The sequence below is a fragment of the Saccharopolyspora indica genome (assembly GCF_027853965.1).
GTDB lineage: Bacteria > Actinomycetota > Actinomycetes > Mycobacteriales > Pseudonocardiaceae > Saccharopolyspora > Saccharopolyspora indica.
The window spans coordinates 166,641-182,876 of sequence record NZ_JAQGLB010000008.1; the positions used below are offsets into that span (position 1 = coordinate 166,641).

15 protein-coding genes are annotated in these 16,236 nt (G+C 71.1%); 12 read left to right on the forward strand and 3 right to left on the reverse strand.

Translation table 11 applies throughout. The features are described from left to right. Nucleotides 1-168 precede the first annotated feature (168 nt). The 11 genes from OU416_RS19405 (at nucleotide 169) to OU416_RS19455 (ending at nucleotide 11,851) form a co-directional block, all read left to right on the forward strand. Entirely contained in the window at nucleotides 169-579 is a 411-nt protein-coding gene (locus OU416_RS19405) for a hypothetical protein (protein WP_270928401.1), read from the forward strand. Between the two features lie 20 nt (nucleotides 580-599). Beyond that, on the forward strand, nucleotides 600-1,112 hold the full coding sequence (locus OU416_RS19410) for a DUF3558 family protein (RefSeq protein ID WP_270928402.1): 513 nt from the start codon (nucleotides 600-602) through the stop codon (nucleotides 1,110-1,112). An 18-nt stretch (nucleotides 1,113-1,130) separates the two neighbouring features. Beyond that, nucleotides 1,131-2,588: a PPE domain-containing protein gene (locus OU416_RS19415; RefSeq protein ID WP_270928403.1), complete on the forward strand. Its 1,458-nt coding sequence runs from the start codon at nucleotides 1,131-1,133 to the stop codon at nucleotides 2,586-2,588. Nucleotides 2,589-2,665: 77 nt separating this feature from the next. Further along, a complete protein-coding gene (locus OU416_RS19420; RefSeq protein WP_270928404.1) occupies nucleotides 2,666-3,484 on the forward strand; it encodes an ESX secretion-associated protein EspG in 819 nt (272 codons plus the stop codon). Nucleotides 3,485-3,564: 80 nt separating this feature from the next. Beyond that, nucleotides 3,565-4,884, forward strand: coding sequence for a M16 family metallopeptidase (locus OU416_RS19425; protein ID WP_270928405.1), 1,320 nt, complete (start codon nucleotides 3,565-3,567; stop codon nucleotides 4,882-4,884). A 139-nt stretch (nucleotides 4,885-5,023) separates the two neighbouring features. After that, nucleotides 5,024-6,391, forward strand: coding sequence for a M16 family metallopeptidase (locus OU416_RS19430; protein WP_270928406.1), 1,368 nt, complete (start codon nucleotides 5,024-5,026; stop codon nucleotides 6,389-6,391). Nucleotides 6,392-6,416: 25 nt separating this feature from the next. Then, complete coding sequence (gene nudC / locus OU416_RS19435; RefSeq protein ID WP_270928407.1) at nucleotides 6,417-7,340, forward strand: NAD(+) diphosphatase; 924 nt, start codon at nucleotides 6,417-6,419, stop codon at nucleotides 7,338-7,340. A gap of 155 nt (nucleotides 7,341-7,495) precedes the next feature. After that, nucleotides 7,496-9,583 (forward strand): ATP-dependent DNA helicase UvrD2, encoded by a 2,088-nt coding sequence (locus OU416_RS19440; protein ID WP_270928408.1) that lies wholly within the window; start codon nucleotides 7,496-7,498, stop codon nucleotides 9,581-9,583. Between the two features lie 471 nt (nucleotides 9,584-10,054). After that, the gene (locus OU416_RS19445; RefSeq protein WP_270928409.1) at nucleotides 10,055-10,432 is read left to right on the forward strand and encodes a WhiB family transcriptional regulator; all 378 of its coding nucleotides are present in this window, start codon (nucleotides 10,055-10,057) and stop codon (nucleotides 10,430-10,432) included. 61 nt (nucleotides 10,433-10,493) lie between these two features. Next, entirely contained in the window at nucleotides 10,494-10,649 is a 156-nt protein-coding gene (locus OU416_RS19450) for a hypothetical protein (RefSeq protein WP_270928410.1), read from the forward strand. A 311-nt stretch (nucleotides 10,650-10,960) separates the two neighbouring features. Next, nucleotides 10,961-11,851, forward strand: coding sequence for a class I SAM-dependent methyltransferase (locus tag OU416_RS19455; protein WP_270928552.1), 891 nt, complete (start codon nucleotides 10,961-10,963; stop codon nucleotides 11,849-11,851). 10 nt (nucleotides 11,852-11,861) lie between these two features. Here the strand turns inward: OU416_RS19455 and OU416_RS19460 are convergent, their stop codons facing one another. Both OU416_RS19460 and OU416_RS19465 read right to left on the reverse strand, forming a co-directional pair. Continuing rightward, complete coding sequence (locus OU416_RS19460) at nucleotides 11,862-13,172, reverse strand: ABC1 kinase family protein (RefSeq protein WP_270928411.1); 1,311 nt, start codon at nucleotides 13,170-13,172, stop codon at nucleotides 11,862-11,864. Between the two features lie 392 nt (nucleotides 13,173-13,564). Then, nucleotides 13,565-13,714, reverse strand: coding sequence for a DUF5679 domain-containing protein (locus OU416_RS19465; RefSeq protein ID WP_010693945.1), 150 nt, complete (start codon nucleotides 13,712-13,714; stop codon nucleotides 13,565-13,567). A 227-nt stretch (nucleotides 13,715-13,941) separates the two neighbouring features. Between OU416_RS19465 and OU416_RS19470 the strand changes: the two genes are divergently transcribed. Next, nucleotides 13,942-14,502: a M48 metallopeptidase family protein gene (locus OU416_RS19470; protein ID WP_270928412.1), complete on the forward strand. Its 561-nt coding sequence runs from the start codon at nucleotides 13,942-13,944 to the stop codon at nucleotides 14,500-14,502. Nucleotides 14,503-14,765: 263 nt separating this feature from the next. Here the strand turns inward: OU416_RS19470 and OU416_RS19475 are convergent, their stop codons facing one another. After that, entirely contained in the window at nucleotides 14,766-16,181 is a 1,416-nt protein-coding gene (locus tag OU416_RS19475; protein ID WP_270928413.1) for a zinc-dependent metalloprotease, read from the reverse strand. Between the last annotated feature and the right edge of the window lie 55 nt (nucleotides 16,182-16,236).

Here is a 16,236-nt window from a genome sequence, read left to right on the forward strand (position 1 = left end):
GAGCCCGCGTTACACCTCGCGGCGAGCTGTGACGACTCTGTGATGTGCGGCCGAACGGTTGATGCTGATCGGCAACAATGCTGGTGGGAACCGTTCCGGCCCGGCGTGCGTCAAGCTAGAGTAGCCACGTTTTCGTGGGGGATGTCGCAGAGTCCAGAGGGGTCTGGGATGGCAAACGCAGACAGTGCAGGCTTCGCTGGGGCAGCCGAGGGGATCAAGGCCGTCGCCGCGCAGACGCAGTGGGTGAACCAGCAGGTCGGGTCAGGGATGCTCGCCCTGGATCCCGATGCGGCGGAGAAAGCCGCCAAGCACTGCGAGGACGAGATCCGCGAGTTGCAGCAGCTGATCCGTAGAAGCGATCAGATCACGCGGCTCACGGGGCTCGGTGACTATCCGGACGGGCGCGACCTGACCCAACGTTTCGTCGACAAGGCTACGACCTCGGAATCCGGGGCAGTGGATCTGGTTCGACAGATGCAGGACGAGTTGCAGAAGATGGCGGAGGCCTACCGGGCTGCTGCCAAGGACTACCGTGCCATCGACGAACAGCACGCCCAAGACATTCAGCGAGGTATGTAGTGAGCTTGTACTCCCGCTCCTTGATCGTCGCGACCGCAGGTCTGGCACTGGTCGGGCTGTCGGCCTGTTCCGGTGGGTCGACCGGAGGCGGTCAGCAGCCGGAGACCTCCGCAGCCCAGAGTTCGGGTCTGGCTGACTTCGACGTCTGCAACTTCTTCACCGCAGAAGATCTGTCTGCTTTCGGCGTGCAAGGCCCGGGCGAGCCGGACAGCACTATCGATACTGAGCCGGGGTGCAACTTCCGAGGTGACATCAAGGACGTCACGCTCTACAAAGTTCCCGACACCGCGTTCGACGCCTACACGAAGCAGGGCAATTTCGGCTCGCTGGAGCCGTACGAGGTCAACGGCAGGAAAGCGGCGAACGGTGTGACCAAGGGGTCGGAGGGGCAAGGCATTTGCTCCGCGTTCCTTGATGCTGGAGGCGGCACGGTCATCGTGACGGTGACGGGCTTGATGAGGGATTCGGTCGCTGATCCGTGCGGCGAGGCGGAGAAGGTCGCGCGGCAGATCGAGCCGAGACTTCCTGAGTGATAGGAGCTAGGGGGAGTCATGGGATTTGGGGATTGGGTCGGAGACCGGATCAGCGACGTCGGGAACACCATCCACGACGCCGGAGCGGGTGTCTTCGGGTACGACACCGTGGCCCAGAAAGAGGCCAAGGAGCGTGCTCAGCAGGCGACGCAGGACGGTCAGAACGAGCGGGATGAGCTGGCGCAGCGCAACCAGGCGCTGCAGGACGGTGTCGTCGGGTACGACCCGCCTGGAATTTCCCAGTGCGTGAACTGGTCCGGATTCAGCCATGCCGACATCTACCGGACGAACCAGGACACGATCAACGAGGGCGACGTCGGCAAGACCGCGGACGCCTGGGTGGAACTGGGCAAGGCACTCCGCGAACGTGGTCCGCAGTTCGACTCCAAGCTGAAGGAGATCATCAGCGGCGGTTGGCAGGGAGAGGCCGCTGAGCAGGCCAAGACGCTCGGCGAACCGGTCAAGAACTGGATGGAAGGCAGTGGCAACGCCTTCGAGATGACCGGTAACAACCTGAAGACCGTGGGTTCGGCGGCAGGCCAGGTCAAGACCTCGGTACCGGAGCCGGAGGGGCACAGCTGGGGGCGGACGGCAGCCTCGACGATCGCGCTCGGCCCGCTCGGCGGCGGTGGTGACGCGCTCGCGCAGATGAAGGAGCGCGAAGAGGCCGAGAAGGCCGCCCAGGAGACCATGGGGCGCGTCTACAGCCCGACGTTCACCAACGTCGACGCCCAGATGCCGGCCTTTCAGACGCCCGAGGGCAAGGTCGTCACCCCGCCCCCACCGCCCCCGCAGCCGCCCACTGACTGGGGTCGTGGCGGTCCAGGCGACGGCGGTGGGATCGGTGGCGGCCCCGGTGGCGGTGGCGGCGGCGGTCTGCCTGGTGGCGGTGGTCCCGGCGGCGGCTATCCGGGCGGCGGTCTGCCTGGTGGCGGTGGCCCCGGCGGCGGTTACCCGGGCGGTGGCGGTCCCGGTGGTTTGCCCGGTGGCGGCTACCCCGGCGGCGGTGGCCCCGGTGGCTACAACCCGCCGTCCGGAACGGGCAGTGCTTGGGCCGATCCGCCCCAGGTTCCCGGAATCGGTGGCCCTGGCGGCGGTCTCCCCGGTGGTGGCGGTCCGGGTGGCGGCATGCCCGGCGGCGGGCCCGGAGCGGGTGGCGCCGGCATGGTCGGCGGTATGGCCGGTGGCCTCGGTGCCGGTGCGGCCGGGGCCGGGATGGCCGCTGGTGGCCGAGCCGGAGCTGGTGGCCTCGGTGCCGGAGGAGCTGCCGGAGCGGGCGCCGGAGCTGGTGCCGGTGCGGCCGGAGCCCGAGGTGCCGGTGGCGGTCGCGGCATGATGGGCGGCATGGGTGGTGCTGGTCAACGCGGCCAAGGCGGCGAGGACGACGAGCACGAGCGCCCCTCCTGGCTCGAAGAGCAGGAGGACATCTGGATGAACGACATGCCGAAGACCGCGCCTCCGGTTCTGGGCGAGTAACAGCACGTCAGGATGTGGTCCGGTGGTGGCTCGCCCGAGCCACCACCGGACCACGATCAATTGGGAGGAACAGAACGGTGAGCGTGTTGGGTCGCTGGCAGTTGCTGCCGGTTCATCTCGACGTCGTCCTCAAGTACCTGAAGATCGACGCGCTGACGCTCCCGCTGAACAGCCGCTCCTTCGGGCGCACCACCGAGCAGCTCGGCCGGATCGCCCAGGCGGAGATGGAGCGCATGGCAGCTGCGGGGGTTCTCGTCAACGACGAGATCCAGCCGAACCTGGCCGACGCCCTCAAGCTGCTCGCCCACCCGTTCCTGTGGGTGGACTCGCTCTGGTTCCCGCAGGTGGGGGAGGACCACTGCTGGCGAACGGTCGCGGCGGTGACGGAGGGGAACCGGGTGGTGCTCGGGGTGCAGTCCCCGAGCGAGGACCCCGCCCACGGCGGGATGCTGACCGTCGAGGTGCACGAAGGCGTTCCGCTGCCGCAGGTGCTGTTGCCGACGCTTCCGCCCGCGCCGCCGGGCAATCGCGGTCCGGCACGGGTGCCGGCCAGCTCGTTCCGCCCGGACCAGCCGGACGAGGACCCGCAGGGCAGCTACATGCAGACCGCGACGCAGCAGCGCGGCAGCAGCGGTGATCGCGAGTTCGACCTGTACCAGGCGATCGGCCGGACGCAGCACGTCCGGTTGGGGCAGATCGCGGCGAACCTCCGCGACCAGTACGGCCGGACGAAGCGCTCGTCGATCGTCAAGTGGTTCGACAACGTCGAGCCCGATGGTCGTTACCTCGACCACAACGTGCGCGGCAACACCGGAGAGCAGATCTACATGCTCACCCCCGCCGATGCGCGCACGATCGGGGCGGAGATCGACCGGATGATCGCGCAGGTGCGCTGAAGCGCTCTGCGCACGGGTGATTCCGAAGCGTGGTGAAGGGGGCACGCGCCGCTGTGCGCGCCGCACGTAGGCTGCATGGCATGGTCGAACCCCAGCTGCATCGCGTTACGTTGCCCAACGGGCTGCGCGTGGTGCTGGCACCGGACTCGGCAGCGGGCCAAGCGTCAGGGCAGGCTCCTGTGGTCGGTGTCAGCGTGCACTACGACGTGGGCTTCCGTTCCGAACCGGAGGGGCGCACCGGTTTCGCGCACCTCTTCGAGCACCTGATGTTCCAGGGCAGCGAGAGCCTGGAGAAGCTCGCGCACTTCCGCCACGTGCAGGGTTCCGGCGGCACCTTCAACGGTTCGACGCACCAGGACTACACCGACTACTACCAGGTGCTGCCCTCGGCCGCGCTGGAGCGGGCGCTGTTCCTCGAAGCGGACCGGATGCGGGCGCCGAAGATCACCGAGGAGAACCTGCGCAACCAGGTGGACGTGGTCAAGGAGGAGATCCGGCTCAACGTCCTCAACCGGCCCTACGGCGGGTTCCCGTGGATCCTGCTGCCCCCGGTGCTGTACTCGACCTTCGCCAACGCGCACAACGGCTACGGCGACTTCACCGACCTGGAGCAGGCGACGGTCGACGACTGCGCCGCCTTCTTCGACACCTACTACGCGCCCGGCAACGCGGTGCTCACCGTGGCCGGGGACATCGACGTCGAGCGCACCACCGAGCTGGTGCACAAGCACTTCGGCGACGTCCCGGCCCGCGAGGTCGCGCCGCGGCCGTCGTTCGGCGAGCCGTTCCCGGCCGGTGAGCTGCGCGGCAAGCAGGTCGACCCGCACGCGCCGCTGCCCGCGGTGGCCCTCGGCTACCGGCTGCCCGACCCGGTCGGCGAGCTGGACGCCTACCTGGCCGACGTGGTGCTGGCCGCGATCCTGAGCGACGGCGACGCCTCCCGGCTGCAGCAGCGCCTGCTGCACCAGGACTCGCTGGTCGTCGACGTGCACGCCGGTTGCGGTCTGATGGGCGCGCCGCTGGACGCCCGCGACCCCGACACCTTCACCATCACCGCGATCCACACCCCGGAGGTCGGGCTGGACCGGGTGGTCGGCGCGATCGACGACGAGCTGGAGAAGCTGGCCACCGACGGCCCGAGCGCCGACGAGCTGTCCCGGGTCACCGCCCGCTGGGCCGCCAGCCTCTACCGGGAGCACGACCGGGTGATCTCCCGGACCCTCGACCTGGGCAGCGCCGAGCTGCTGCACGGCCGGGCGGAGCTGATCTCCGAGCTGCCGAAGCGGATCGGCGAGGTCAGCGCCGAGGACGTCGCCGCGGCGGCGAAGGCGCTGCGGTCCGATGCCCGCGCGGTCCTGGAGATCGAACCCGCTGGCGACGAGCACGGAGGCGCGGCATGACACCCCCTGTGTCAACTCCAGCCCTGCTCAACCGCACCTCAGGGGACTGCGACGCAACCCAGCCACGAGAAACCGCCACACCGCAAGATCACTCCCGAACGCAACCACCACTGAAAATCGCGGAGAGGCGGTACAGGGCATGACCCGCGCAACGCACCGCAGCGCCGAGGAGATCGGCCGCACCGAGCTGGGCCCGCGGCCGCTGCCGCCGCTCGGCGAGCCCCGCACCGGCCGGCTCCCCGCCACCGCGGACACCGTGCTGAGCAACGGGCTGCGCGTGATCGCCGCCCGCCACGGCGTGGTGCCGATGGTCGAGCTGCGCCTGCGGATCCCGTTCGCCGGCGACGACCCCAAGCACCCGGCGCGCGCCGAGGTGCTGGCCGAGACGCTGCTGACCGGCACCGAGCGCCGCAGCCGCGTGCAGATGGACACCGACCTGGCCGCCGTCGGCGGCGACCTGAACGCGGTCGTCGACCCGGAGCGGCTCAGCGTCTACGGCAACGCGCTGGCCACCGGCCTCGACACGCTGCTCGACGTGCTCGCCGACGCGCTGACCGGGGCTGCCTACCTGGACGAGGAGATCACCGGGGAACGCGGTCGCCTGGTCGAGCGGATCGCCGTCGCGCGTTCGCAGCCGCGGGTGATCGCCCGGGAGGAGCTGCAGCGCCACCGCTACGGCGACCACCCGTTCGTCCGCGAGGTGCCGGCGGCCGAGGACGTCGCCGCCGTCACCGCGGAGGAGGTCCGCGCCCTGCACCCCGAGGCGGTGCTGCCGCGCGGTTCGGTGCTGGTGCTCGTGGGCGACATCGATCCGGAGCAGACGGTCGCGACGGTCGAGCGGATCCTGGGCGGCTGGCAGTCCGAGCGCAGCGCCACCGCGCTGCCGTCCTTGCCGGTGGTGCAGGGCGGCGACGTGAAGCTGGTGCACCGGCCGGGCGCGGTCCAGTCGCAGCTGCGGCTCTCCGCGCAGGCGCTGCCGCGCACCGACCCGCAGTACCCGGCGCTGCAGATCGCGAACCTCACCTTCGGCGGCTACTTCTCCTCGCGGCTGGTGGAGAACATCCGCGAGGACAAGGGCTACACCTACGGCGCGCACTCCTCGTTCGAGTTCACCCCGGGCAACGGCACGCTGCTGGTGGACGCCGACACGGCCAGCGAGGTGACCGCGGCCGCGCTGCTGGAGACCCGCTACGAGCTGGCCAGGCTGGCGCTGGTGCCGCCGACCGAGTCCGAGGTCGAGTCCGCCCGCCAGTACGCCATCGGCGGCCTGCTCACCTCCACCGCCTCGCAGTCCGGGATGGCCTCCACGCTCGTCGCGCTGGCGGTGGCAGGGCTGGCGCAGGAATGGCTGGTGGAGCACCCGGAGCGGCTGCGCGAGGTGACCGTCGAGCAGGTGGCCGAGGCGGCGAAGCGGCTGGCCCCGACCGCCTTCACCGGTGTGGTCGTCGGTGACGCGGACGTGCTGGCCGACCAGTTGCGGCTGCTCGGTGGTGTGGTGCTGCCGTGATTCGGTTACTCGGTGAGGCGGGCGAATGACCTCCGATGTGTTCGCTGGAACGGGTTTCCAGCTGGATTCCGCGCCGCTGCTGTCCCGGTCGACCGTGGACCGGCGGGAGCAGCTGCGGGACGCCGCCGACGGCGGGGCGGCCCTGTGGGCGACCGGGAAGGTGTTGCTGGTCGACGCCAAGGGCCGCACCCGGATCGACACCGGTTCGGGTCTGGTGGCCCACCCGGCCAGCGATTTCGGCGAGCGCCCCGCGCCCGGAGCGGTGCTGCTCGGCCTCGAGGACGAGATCAGCTACTGGGCGCTGCGCAGCGATCACGACGGTGCGCAGGAGGGCTGGCTCGACCTCCGCAACGGCGGTGGGCTGCTCAACGACACCGACGCGGGGCTGTTCACCACCGCGGTCGGCCTGCTCAGCTGGCACGACAACGCCCGCTACTGCGCGGTGTGCGGCGCGGCCACGACGCGCGTGCGCGCCGGGTGGGCGCGGCGCTGCACGGGGTGCGACCGCGAGGAGTACCCGCGGACCGACCCCGCCGTGATCTGCCTCGTGCACGACGGCGGGGACCAGGTGCTGCTGGCCCGCCAGCCGAACTGGCCGCCGGAGCGGTACTCGGTGCTGGCCGGGTTCGTCGAGGTCGGCGAGTCGCTGGAGGCCTGCGTCGCGCGCGAGATCGCGGAGGAAGTGGGGGTGGACGTCGCCGACGTCCGCTACCTGGGCAGCCAGCCGTGGCCGTTCCCGCGCTCGCTGATGCTGGGCTTCGCGGCGACCGCGGACCCCTCGGCGCCGCTGGTCCCGGCCGACGGCGAGATCGAGGACGCCCGCTGGGTGCACCGGGACACGGTGCGGGCCGCGCTGGAGTCGGACGGAGCCGTCGACGGCGTCCGCCTGCCCCCAGGCGTCTCCATCGCCTACCGCATGATCCGCGGCTGGGCGACCTGGCAGAGCTGACCTGAGGGGCCGGTCGGACCCACCCGGCCGGCCCCGTCAGGCGGCCTTCTCGCCTCGAACGTGCGTTCTGGTCATCCCTGCGGGGTGGCCGACACGCGGGGCCGTGTCCGGGGTGTGGGCCCGATCGGGGGAGCGGGTCTGCGAGGATGCCGGGCATGGCCGAACAACCGCGACTCCTGGAAGGTCTCGATCCGGAGCAGCGGCAGGCGGTCATCGCACCACGCGGGCCCGTGTGCGTCCTCGCCGGTGCGGGCACCGGCAAGACCCGGACCATCACCCACCGCATCGCCTACCTCGTGCAGCGCGGGCTCGTCGCACCGCAGCAGGTCCTCGCGGTCACCTTCACCGCCCGCGCGGCGGGGGAGATGCGCACCCGGTTGCGCGGGCTGGACGCGGCCGGTGTGCAGGCCCAGACCTTCCACGCCGCGGCGTTCCGGCAGCTGCGCTACTTCTGGCCGCGGGTGCACGAGACGCACATGTGGCAGCTGACGGACAACAAGTTCCGGCTGGTGATGCAGGCCGCGAACAAGGTCGGGCTGTCCACCGAGAAGGAGGACGTCCGCGATGTGGCCGGCGAGATCGAGTGGGCCAAGTCCTCGCTGATCGGCCCGGAGCAGTACCCGGCCGCGGCCGCCGCTGCCGGTCGCGACGTCCCGGTGCTGCCCGAGCAGCTGAGCAAGGCCTTCGCGGCCTACGAGCAGATCAAGAACCGCGCGCAGGCCCTCGACTTCGACGACCTGCTGCTGCACATCGCGGCGATCCTGGAGGACAGCCCCGAGATCGCCGAGGAGTTCCGCAGCCGCTACCGGTCGTTCGTGGTGGACGAGTACCAGGACGTGAACCCGCTGCAGCAGCGCGTGCTCGACGCCTGGGTGGGCAACCGCGACGACCTCACCGTGGTGGGCGATGCGAACCAGACGATCTACTCCTTCGCGGGCGCCTCGCCGAAGTGGCTGATCGCGTTCCCGCGGCGCTTCCCGGAGGCCACCGTGGTCCGGCTGGAGCGCGACTACCGCAGCACCCCGCAGGTGGTGTCGCTGGCGAACCAGGTCATCAGCGCCGCTCGGGAGCGCCCGGCCGGAACCCGGTTGAAGCTGGTCGGCCAGCGCCCGGACGGCCCGCGCCCGGACTTCGCCGAGTACGACGACGAGACCGACGAGGCGGAAGCCGTCGCGCGCAAGATCGCCCAGCTGGCCAAGCGCGGCGTGGCGCTCTCGGAGATCGCGGTGCTGTTCCGGGTCAACGCCCAGTCGGAGGTCTACGAGAAGGCGCTGGCCGACGCCGAGATCCCGTACCAGGTGCGCGGCGGGGAGCGCTTCTTCGCGCGGGCCGAGGTGCGGCAGGCGATGGTCACGCTGCGGACGGCCGTCGCCCGCGACGACGGCGCGCAGGACCTGCCGGGCACCGTCCGCGATGTGCTGCGCGAGGTCGGCCTGACCGATGAGCCGCCGGCCGGTGGCTCGGCCCGCGAGCGCTGGGAGTCGCTGATCGCGCTGGTGGAGCTCGCCGAGGAGCTCGCGGCCACCGTGCCCGACGCGGACCTGGCCCGCTACGTCGCGGAGCTGGACGCGCGCGCCGAGTCCCAGCACCCGCCGACGGTCGAGGGGGTGACCCTGGCCTCGCTGCACGCGGCGAAGGGCTTGGAGTGGGACGCGGTGTTCCTGGTCGGGCTGGTCGAGGGAACGCTGCCGATCCAGCACGCCGACACCGACGCGGCCGTAGAGGAGGAACGCCGCCTGCTCTACGTCGGGGTCACCCGGGCCCGCGAGCACCTGAGCCTGTCGTGGGCGTTGGCGCGCGCTGGTGGGCGGCGCTTCCGCAGGCGCAGCCGCTTCCTGTACAGCCTGGTCCCGGACGAGCACCCGGCCGCGCTGCCCGGCCGCGGGAAGCAGCGCGAGCAGCTCTCCCGGCTGGCGAAACCGGCCAAGCCGCGCTGCCGCATCTGCAACGCCCCGCTGGCGGGCACGATGGACATCAAGCTGGGCCGCTGCGCGGACTGCCCCTCCGATGTGGACGAGGACCTGCTGTCCCAGCTGAAGGCGTGGCGCAGCGAGCGGGCCCGCCAGCTGAAGGTGCCCGCCTACGTGGTGTTCACCGATGCGACGCTGACCGCGATCGCCGAGCAGCGACCGCTGGACGAGGGAGCCCTGGTGGGCATCTCCGGGATCGGCGCGTCCAAGGTGCAGAAGTTCGGTTCGGACGTGCTCGCGCTGATCCAGGGCGAGCGTCCCGGCTCGCGGTAAAACCCCAGGTAGCGAAGGTTTTCAAGGTTCCGGGCGGAATCTTTGAAAAATAAGTTGCGACCGGCACGGCGGTGCCAATAACCTGCAAGAGCGCGAGTCGTGGTCGGCAGGATCACGATCTGGAGCCCGGAGAAGGGGGTGGCATTGGTGTCGACGAATCTGATCTTCCGCACCCCGAGCCCCCTCATGGCTTGGGCCATCGCGCTGTTCCGTACCACTTTTGCGTCTTCGCCGGCTGTCGTGCACGCCGGTTATGGCCGAAAGTTCCAGCCGCGTTGGTTCCGTGCGCTCCCAGTGGGCGCGGAGACCCCACGTCGGTCCGTTTGTCGGCGAATCCCTGATCAACTGATCTAGGGGCGCCTCTCAGGCTTGCCACAGGCCGCGGACCAGCGAATGGGTCCGCGGCCTTTTTGGCGTCGCCGAAATCCCACATCCACAACCTGTTACCGATCGACTACAGGAGGACGTCGCATGTTGACGGCGAGTGTGCCGATAACCAATTCGGGCACCGACTTGCAGCCAGCTGCTGACACCGTCGCCGGGCTGCTCGACAGCTCGACCAGCCTGGACGACAAGCTGCCCTGCCGCCAGGACCCGGACCTCTGGTTCGCCGAGAGCCCCCGGGAGCTGGACCAGGCCAAGACCTTGTGCGCCGAGTGCCCGATCCGGGCCGAGTGCCTGGCCGGGGCGCTGTCCCGCGCCGAGCCGTGGGGCGTCTGGGGCGGCGAGATCTTCGAGCGCGGTGAGGTGGTCGCCCGCAAGCGGCCGCGTGGCCGCCCGCGCAAGCACCCGCTGCCGGCGGACCAGCCGTCGGCGACCCCGAGCCGCCGGCAGGAGCAGGCGGCGTAACGCCGAACGCGCACCACCGATCCCGTGCTCCGGCACGCACCAGACGAACGAGGTAGGAGACATGACGTACGAAGAGATGACCTTGCTGCGGATCAACGAACTGCGCGAGGAAGCGCATCGACAACGGGTGGCCCACGAACTGTCCGCCGGTCGCTGGTGGCGGTGGTTGGCCGCCTACGCGACGCGGCGGGCCGCGGCCACCTCGCGATGTTGCTGAGCGAACACCGCTGAACCACGTTGCACCGAGCGAGCTTCCAGGTTCGTGCTGCGTGGTGTCGCGAGCAGCGGAACCTCGGACGTCGCCTGGCCGCGGGCCCGGAACATGGGCTGTTCTCGCCAGGCGGCGTCCGTGGACCCGCGACGCTCCCGGCACGGCGGGTCGTATTGCCGCCCGACAGGCTGAAAGGGGTTTTGCAGCACCAAGTTTCCGGCCGAGGTCGTGGGAGGGGCGGCCACGGCCGGGGACCGCGCACCTTGACAACTGCAGAGCAGAACGCGCGATGCGCCGTAAGCTGGTCGTTCGTGGCTATGCACTCGCACGACAACATCGACTGGGACGCGCACCTGCACCGGTTGCGGGAGGCCGACGAGCTGACCGCGCCGGAGACCGCGGAGCTGGTCGCCGCGCTGCTGCGACCGAACGATCGCACGGTGCTGGAGATCGGCTCCGGAGCCGGTGGCACGGCGGCGGCCTTCGCCGCCGCGCTGGCCGGTTCCGGTGGCGACGTGATCGTGGTGGACACCGCGCCGGAGCTGCTCTCGGCGGCGTCCGCCCACGCCGGGGCGGTGGCCGACCGGGTGGCAGTGCACCCGGTGCGGGCGGACGCCGCCTCGGACGAACTGGTCGAGGCGGTGGTGCGTTCCGGCGCACCGGCGCAGGCCGACCTGGTCTTCGCCGCGTTCGTCGTGCACCACCTGCCGGACCAGCTGGCCGGGCTGCGCCGGCTCGCGGAGCTGGTGCGCCCGGGTGGCAGGCTGGCGATCGTCGAGTTCGGGCTGCAGACCAAGGTGCTGCCCGACGACGTCGGGCCGGGCGGGCCGGGCCTGGAAGGACGGTTGATCGCGGCGCGCGAGCAGTGGTTCCGGCAGATGCGCGGCGAGATGACCGGTTCGGCCCGGCTTCCGGTGGGCTGGGGCCGGGCGCTGGCGGCGGCGGGGCTGACCGACGTGCGCTCGTGGAGCTACCTCGTCGACCGCCCGGCACCGCTGGGCGAGATCGGCCGCAGCGCGGTGCTGCGGCGCCTGCACCTGCTGCGCAGGCACGCGGAGGAGTTCCTGGACCCGGCCGATCTCGACGCGCTCGACCAGCTGCTGGACGAGACGGGCGAGCACTACGTCGGCGACCGCGACGACGTCTTCTACCTCACCGCCAACACGGTCCACGTGGGAGCGAAGGAAACCCGGGGGAGCTCCGCGTAGCGGTGCGGGATCAGTCGGTGAAGCCGGGCTGCCACCTGGCGATGACGTCGAGTGCGTCGACCTCCGCGTCGAGCTGGCACAGGATCCCGGTCGCGCCCAGCGTCACGCGGTGGATCAGCAGGTAGTCCGGCGGCAGGTTCAGCGACCGGCCGGTGCGGAAGTCGGGGCTGCGCAGGTCGCCGACCCGCTCGGCCTGCCGCTGCAACCAGCGCCGGGTGAAGTGGAACGTCGGGGTGCGGACCGGGTCGACGAACGGTGCCAGGTAGGCCAGCACGTCCTCGCCGCGGAGCTCGCGGTCGGACTGCACGAACCGCTCGGCGCGCAGCAGGTCGAGCAGCTCGGCGGACTTGTCCTCCAGCGCCAGCCGGATCATCCGGCCGAAGGTGGTGGGCAGGCCGTCGGGCAGCCGGGACACCGCGCCGAAGTCGATCACGGCGAGACGTCCGTCCGGCAGCAGCATGAAGTTGCCGGGGTGCGGGTCGGCGTGCAGCATGCCGACTCGCGAGGGCGCGGAGTAGTGGAACTCCGCGAGCAGCCTGCCCGCGGTGTTGCGCTGCTCGCGGTCGCCGTCGGCGATGATCCGCGAGTACGGGGTGCCGGTCACCCACTCCGTCACGACGACCTTGGGGGCGCTGGCCACGACCGCGGGCACCCGGACGGCCTCGTCGTCCCGGTACACCTTGGCGAAAGCGCGCTGGTTGTCGGCCTCGGTGCGGTAGTCGAGCTCCTCGACCATCCGCTCCTGCAGCTCGGCCAGCAGGGGTTTGACCTCGGCGCCGGGCGCCAGCGACTGGAACAGCCGGGAGAACCGCGTCAGCTGGCGCAGGTCGGAGCGCAGGGCCTCGTCCGCGCCGGGGTACTGCACCTTGACCGCGACCTCGCGGCCGTCGTGCCAGATCGCCCGGTGCACCTGGCCGATGCTGGCCGAGGCGGCGGGAGTGTCGTCGAACTCGCTGAACCGCTTGCGCCACGCGCGGCCGAGCTGCTCGTCCAGCACCCGGTGCACGCTGCTCGCGGCCATCGGCGGGGCTGCGGCCTGCAGCTTGGTGAGCGCTTCGCGGTACGGGCCGGCCATCTCGTCCGGGACGGCGGCCTCGAAGACGCTCAGCGCCTGGCCGAACTTCATCGCGCCGCCCTTGAGCTGGCCGAGCACGGAGAACAGCTGCTCCGCGGTCTTGGCCGACACCTCGGCGTTGATCTGGGCCGCGTCCTGACCGACGAGCCGCTTGCCCCAGCCGGCGGCCACCCGACCGGCGACGCCGAGCGGGAGGCTGGCGAGCTTGGCGGTGCGGTGCGCTGCCCGGCGCGGGATGTCGGCCACGAATTCTCCTTGGTACGCGCAGGAAAACCCTCTCGGTGTCCGAAGCGTCCGAAGACGCATTCGAAATCGAGGAACCCAGGCACATGCTAGAGGTTTCCGGGCGCGCCTTGGGACGCGTTAGCCATCTTGGCGCGGACATTGCGTCGGCAGGCGGATTCCAGCGCTCCGCCGAACCGGTGAAAGCGGGGAGAATCGGCTTTCCGGGAGCAGCCGGGGAAAGAAGTCGGAAAGCGGTCGAGCGCGGTGCGGAACATCCGGTGTGGTCCGCCCATTTCGCCTGGTGCGGACCACTGCGGGACACGTGTGTCCCCCTGGCGCACCGGCGCGCGACCGCTGCGGTGTCCGGCGGGCGGACAGGCGGGTGGGCCCTGTGGCGGCCCACCCGGGCCCGGTCACGCCTTGCCGAGGATGCGGGTCATCTTGGTGCCGCAGACCGGGCATGTGCCCTTGGCCATCCGGCGACCGTTGGTCTCCGAGACCTCGCCGGAGAAGTCCCGCTTCTCCCGGCACTTGACGCAGTAGCCGTTGTACGTCTCGGCCACGGCTCCCCTCCTTCGTGTCATGACCCAGCCAGCCGGCTGGATCGTCTGCGGCCCTGCTCCGGGCGGCTGGGGGAACGGTACATGTGGGCCATTCGACATGCATGCATTAAGAGCATGGCATGTTCGGCTAAATTGAGTAATCCCTCAGTGGGTCACAGTGCGTAGGCGCTGTGGTGCGGCTCACCGGGGGAACCGATTGTCGGCTCTTCTCGCTAGGGTCCAGATTCGTGGCTGAACCCCAGGTCGAGGTGCGCCGCAGCAAGCGCCGCCGGCAAACGGTGAGCGCCTATCGCGACGGTGACAAGATCGTGGTGCTGCTTCCGGCGCGGATGACTCGCGCGGAGGAAAAGCGCTGGGTGGCGGACATGCTCAGCCGCCTGCAGCGGAGCGAGACGCGCCGCCGCTCGCCGGCGCGCGAGTCCGACGAGGCGCTGATCGAGCGCTGTCGCGAGCTGTCCGCGCGGTACCTCGACGGCCGGGCCGAACCGAGCAGTGTTCGATGGGTGCCGCCGATGCGCACCCGATGGGCCTCCTGCACGCCGAGCGAGGCCACCATTCGGGTGAGTCGACGCCTCCGAGATGTACCCGGATGGGTGCTCGATTACGTGCTCGTGCACGAGCTGGCGCACCTGCTGGTGCCCGGCCACGGCCCCGACTTCTGGAAGTGGGTGCGCCGCTACCCGAAGACCGAGCGGGCCATCGGCTTCCTGGAAGGCCTGTCGGCGGCCGCGCAGCTGGGCATCGGCATGGACGGCGACACCGAGCCGCAAGACGCCGCAGGCGACTGACGGGAGCCACCGCCGGGCAGCGGCGTCGGGTGCCGCGGAGCGGTCTGCCGCGGCGAGCCACCGGAGGCGGGCAGCCCTGACGTCGTGCACAGGCACGCGCACGAGCCAGGACGCCCGCTCAGCTCAAGCGAGTGTTCTCCGGTGGCCGAAACCACGAGACGACCGACGTGTCGGCGCGCAGGCGGCCGCGCGAACCGCCCGAAGCGCAGTGCCCACCTTCGGCGCTCGGCACGGCCAGGCGGAACGAACCCGGAGAACGCCGGTCAGGACTGGTCGTCCCGCTTCGGCTCCTCGCCGCCGTCCTCCTCGCCGGACTTCGCGGCCTCGTCGGCCTCGGCGCGGCGGATCGCGGCGATCGGGTCGTCCAGCTCGGCCGGGGCGGCTCCCCAGCGGTCGGCGAAGTCCAGCGGCTCGTCCAGGTCCGAGCTGTCCGGCAGCAGGTCGGGGTGGTCCCACACCCGGTCCCGGCTCTCGGTGCCGTGCCGCTCGGTCATCAACCGCCACAGGTTCGCCGCGTCGCGCATCCGGCGCGGCCGCAGCTCCAGACCGATCAGCGTGGCGAAGGTCTGCTCGGCGGGACCACCGGTGGCGCGGCGCCGCCGGACCATCTCGCCCAGCGCGTCGGCACCCGGCAGCCGTTCGCCGACCGCCTCCGCGACGACCACGTCGACCCAGCCCTCGACCAGCGCGAGCAGCGTCTCCAGCCGCTTCAGCGCGGCCTCCTGCTCCGGGGTGGTCTTCGGCTCGAGCATCCCGGAGCCCATCAGCTCCTGCATCGAGCTCGGGTTGGACGGGTCGATCTTCCCGGCGAGGTCCTCCAGCGCCGAGGTGTCGATGCTGATCCCGCGCGCGTACTCCTCGACGGTGGCCAGCAGCCGCTGCGCGAGCCACGGCACGTGGCTGAACAGCCGGTGGTGCGCGGCCTCGCGGGCGGCGAGGAACACGGTGGCCTCGCTGATCGGCCGGTCCAGGCCTTCCACGAAGCGCTGGATGTTGGCGGGCAGCAGCGCGGCGGTGCCCGCCGGGGCGAGCGGGAGGCCGACGTCGGTGGAGGTCAGCACCTCGCCACCGAGCTGCGCCAGGCCGTTGCCGAGCTGCGAACCGAAGGTCATGCCGCCCATCTGGCCGAGCATGGACAGCAGCGGGCCCGCGGCCTGCTTGGCCTCCTCCGGCATCGCCTCCAGCCAGGCGCTGGACATCCGCTGCGCCACCGGGTCGCACAGCCGCTGCCAGGTGGGCAGCGTCTTCTCCACCCAGTCGACGGAGGACCAGGTCTGCACCGAGCGAACCCCGGCGGGCAGCGAGGTGGCGGCGTCGAGCCAGAGCTCGGCCAGCCGCACCGCGTCCTCGATCGCCTTGACCTGCTCCTGGCTGGGGCGTTCGGTGCGCTGGTTGTTGTGCAGCTGCTGCACGGCGAGCTGCTTGGCCAGGTCGTAGTTGACCGGCCCGCTGCCGCCGCTGCCGCCGGAGTGGCTGAGCGCCTGCCCGAGCTGGGTCAGCATCTGGCCGAGCTGGCCGATGTCGAAGTTGGGCATGCCGCCCGGACCGGGCATGCCGGCGAAACCGAAGGGCGTGTCCCCGAAGTTTCCGGCGCCACCCTCAGAGCGGCCTTTCGACGAGTCGCCCTTGTCAGGGTCGTCGGGGTCCTGCGAACCGAACCCGAACGGCAAGTTGGTCATAGTTCCACGGTACGCGGCTTGCGCCACCGGGCAGAAGCCGTCCGGGGCTCGGAGG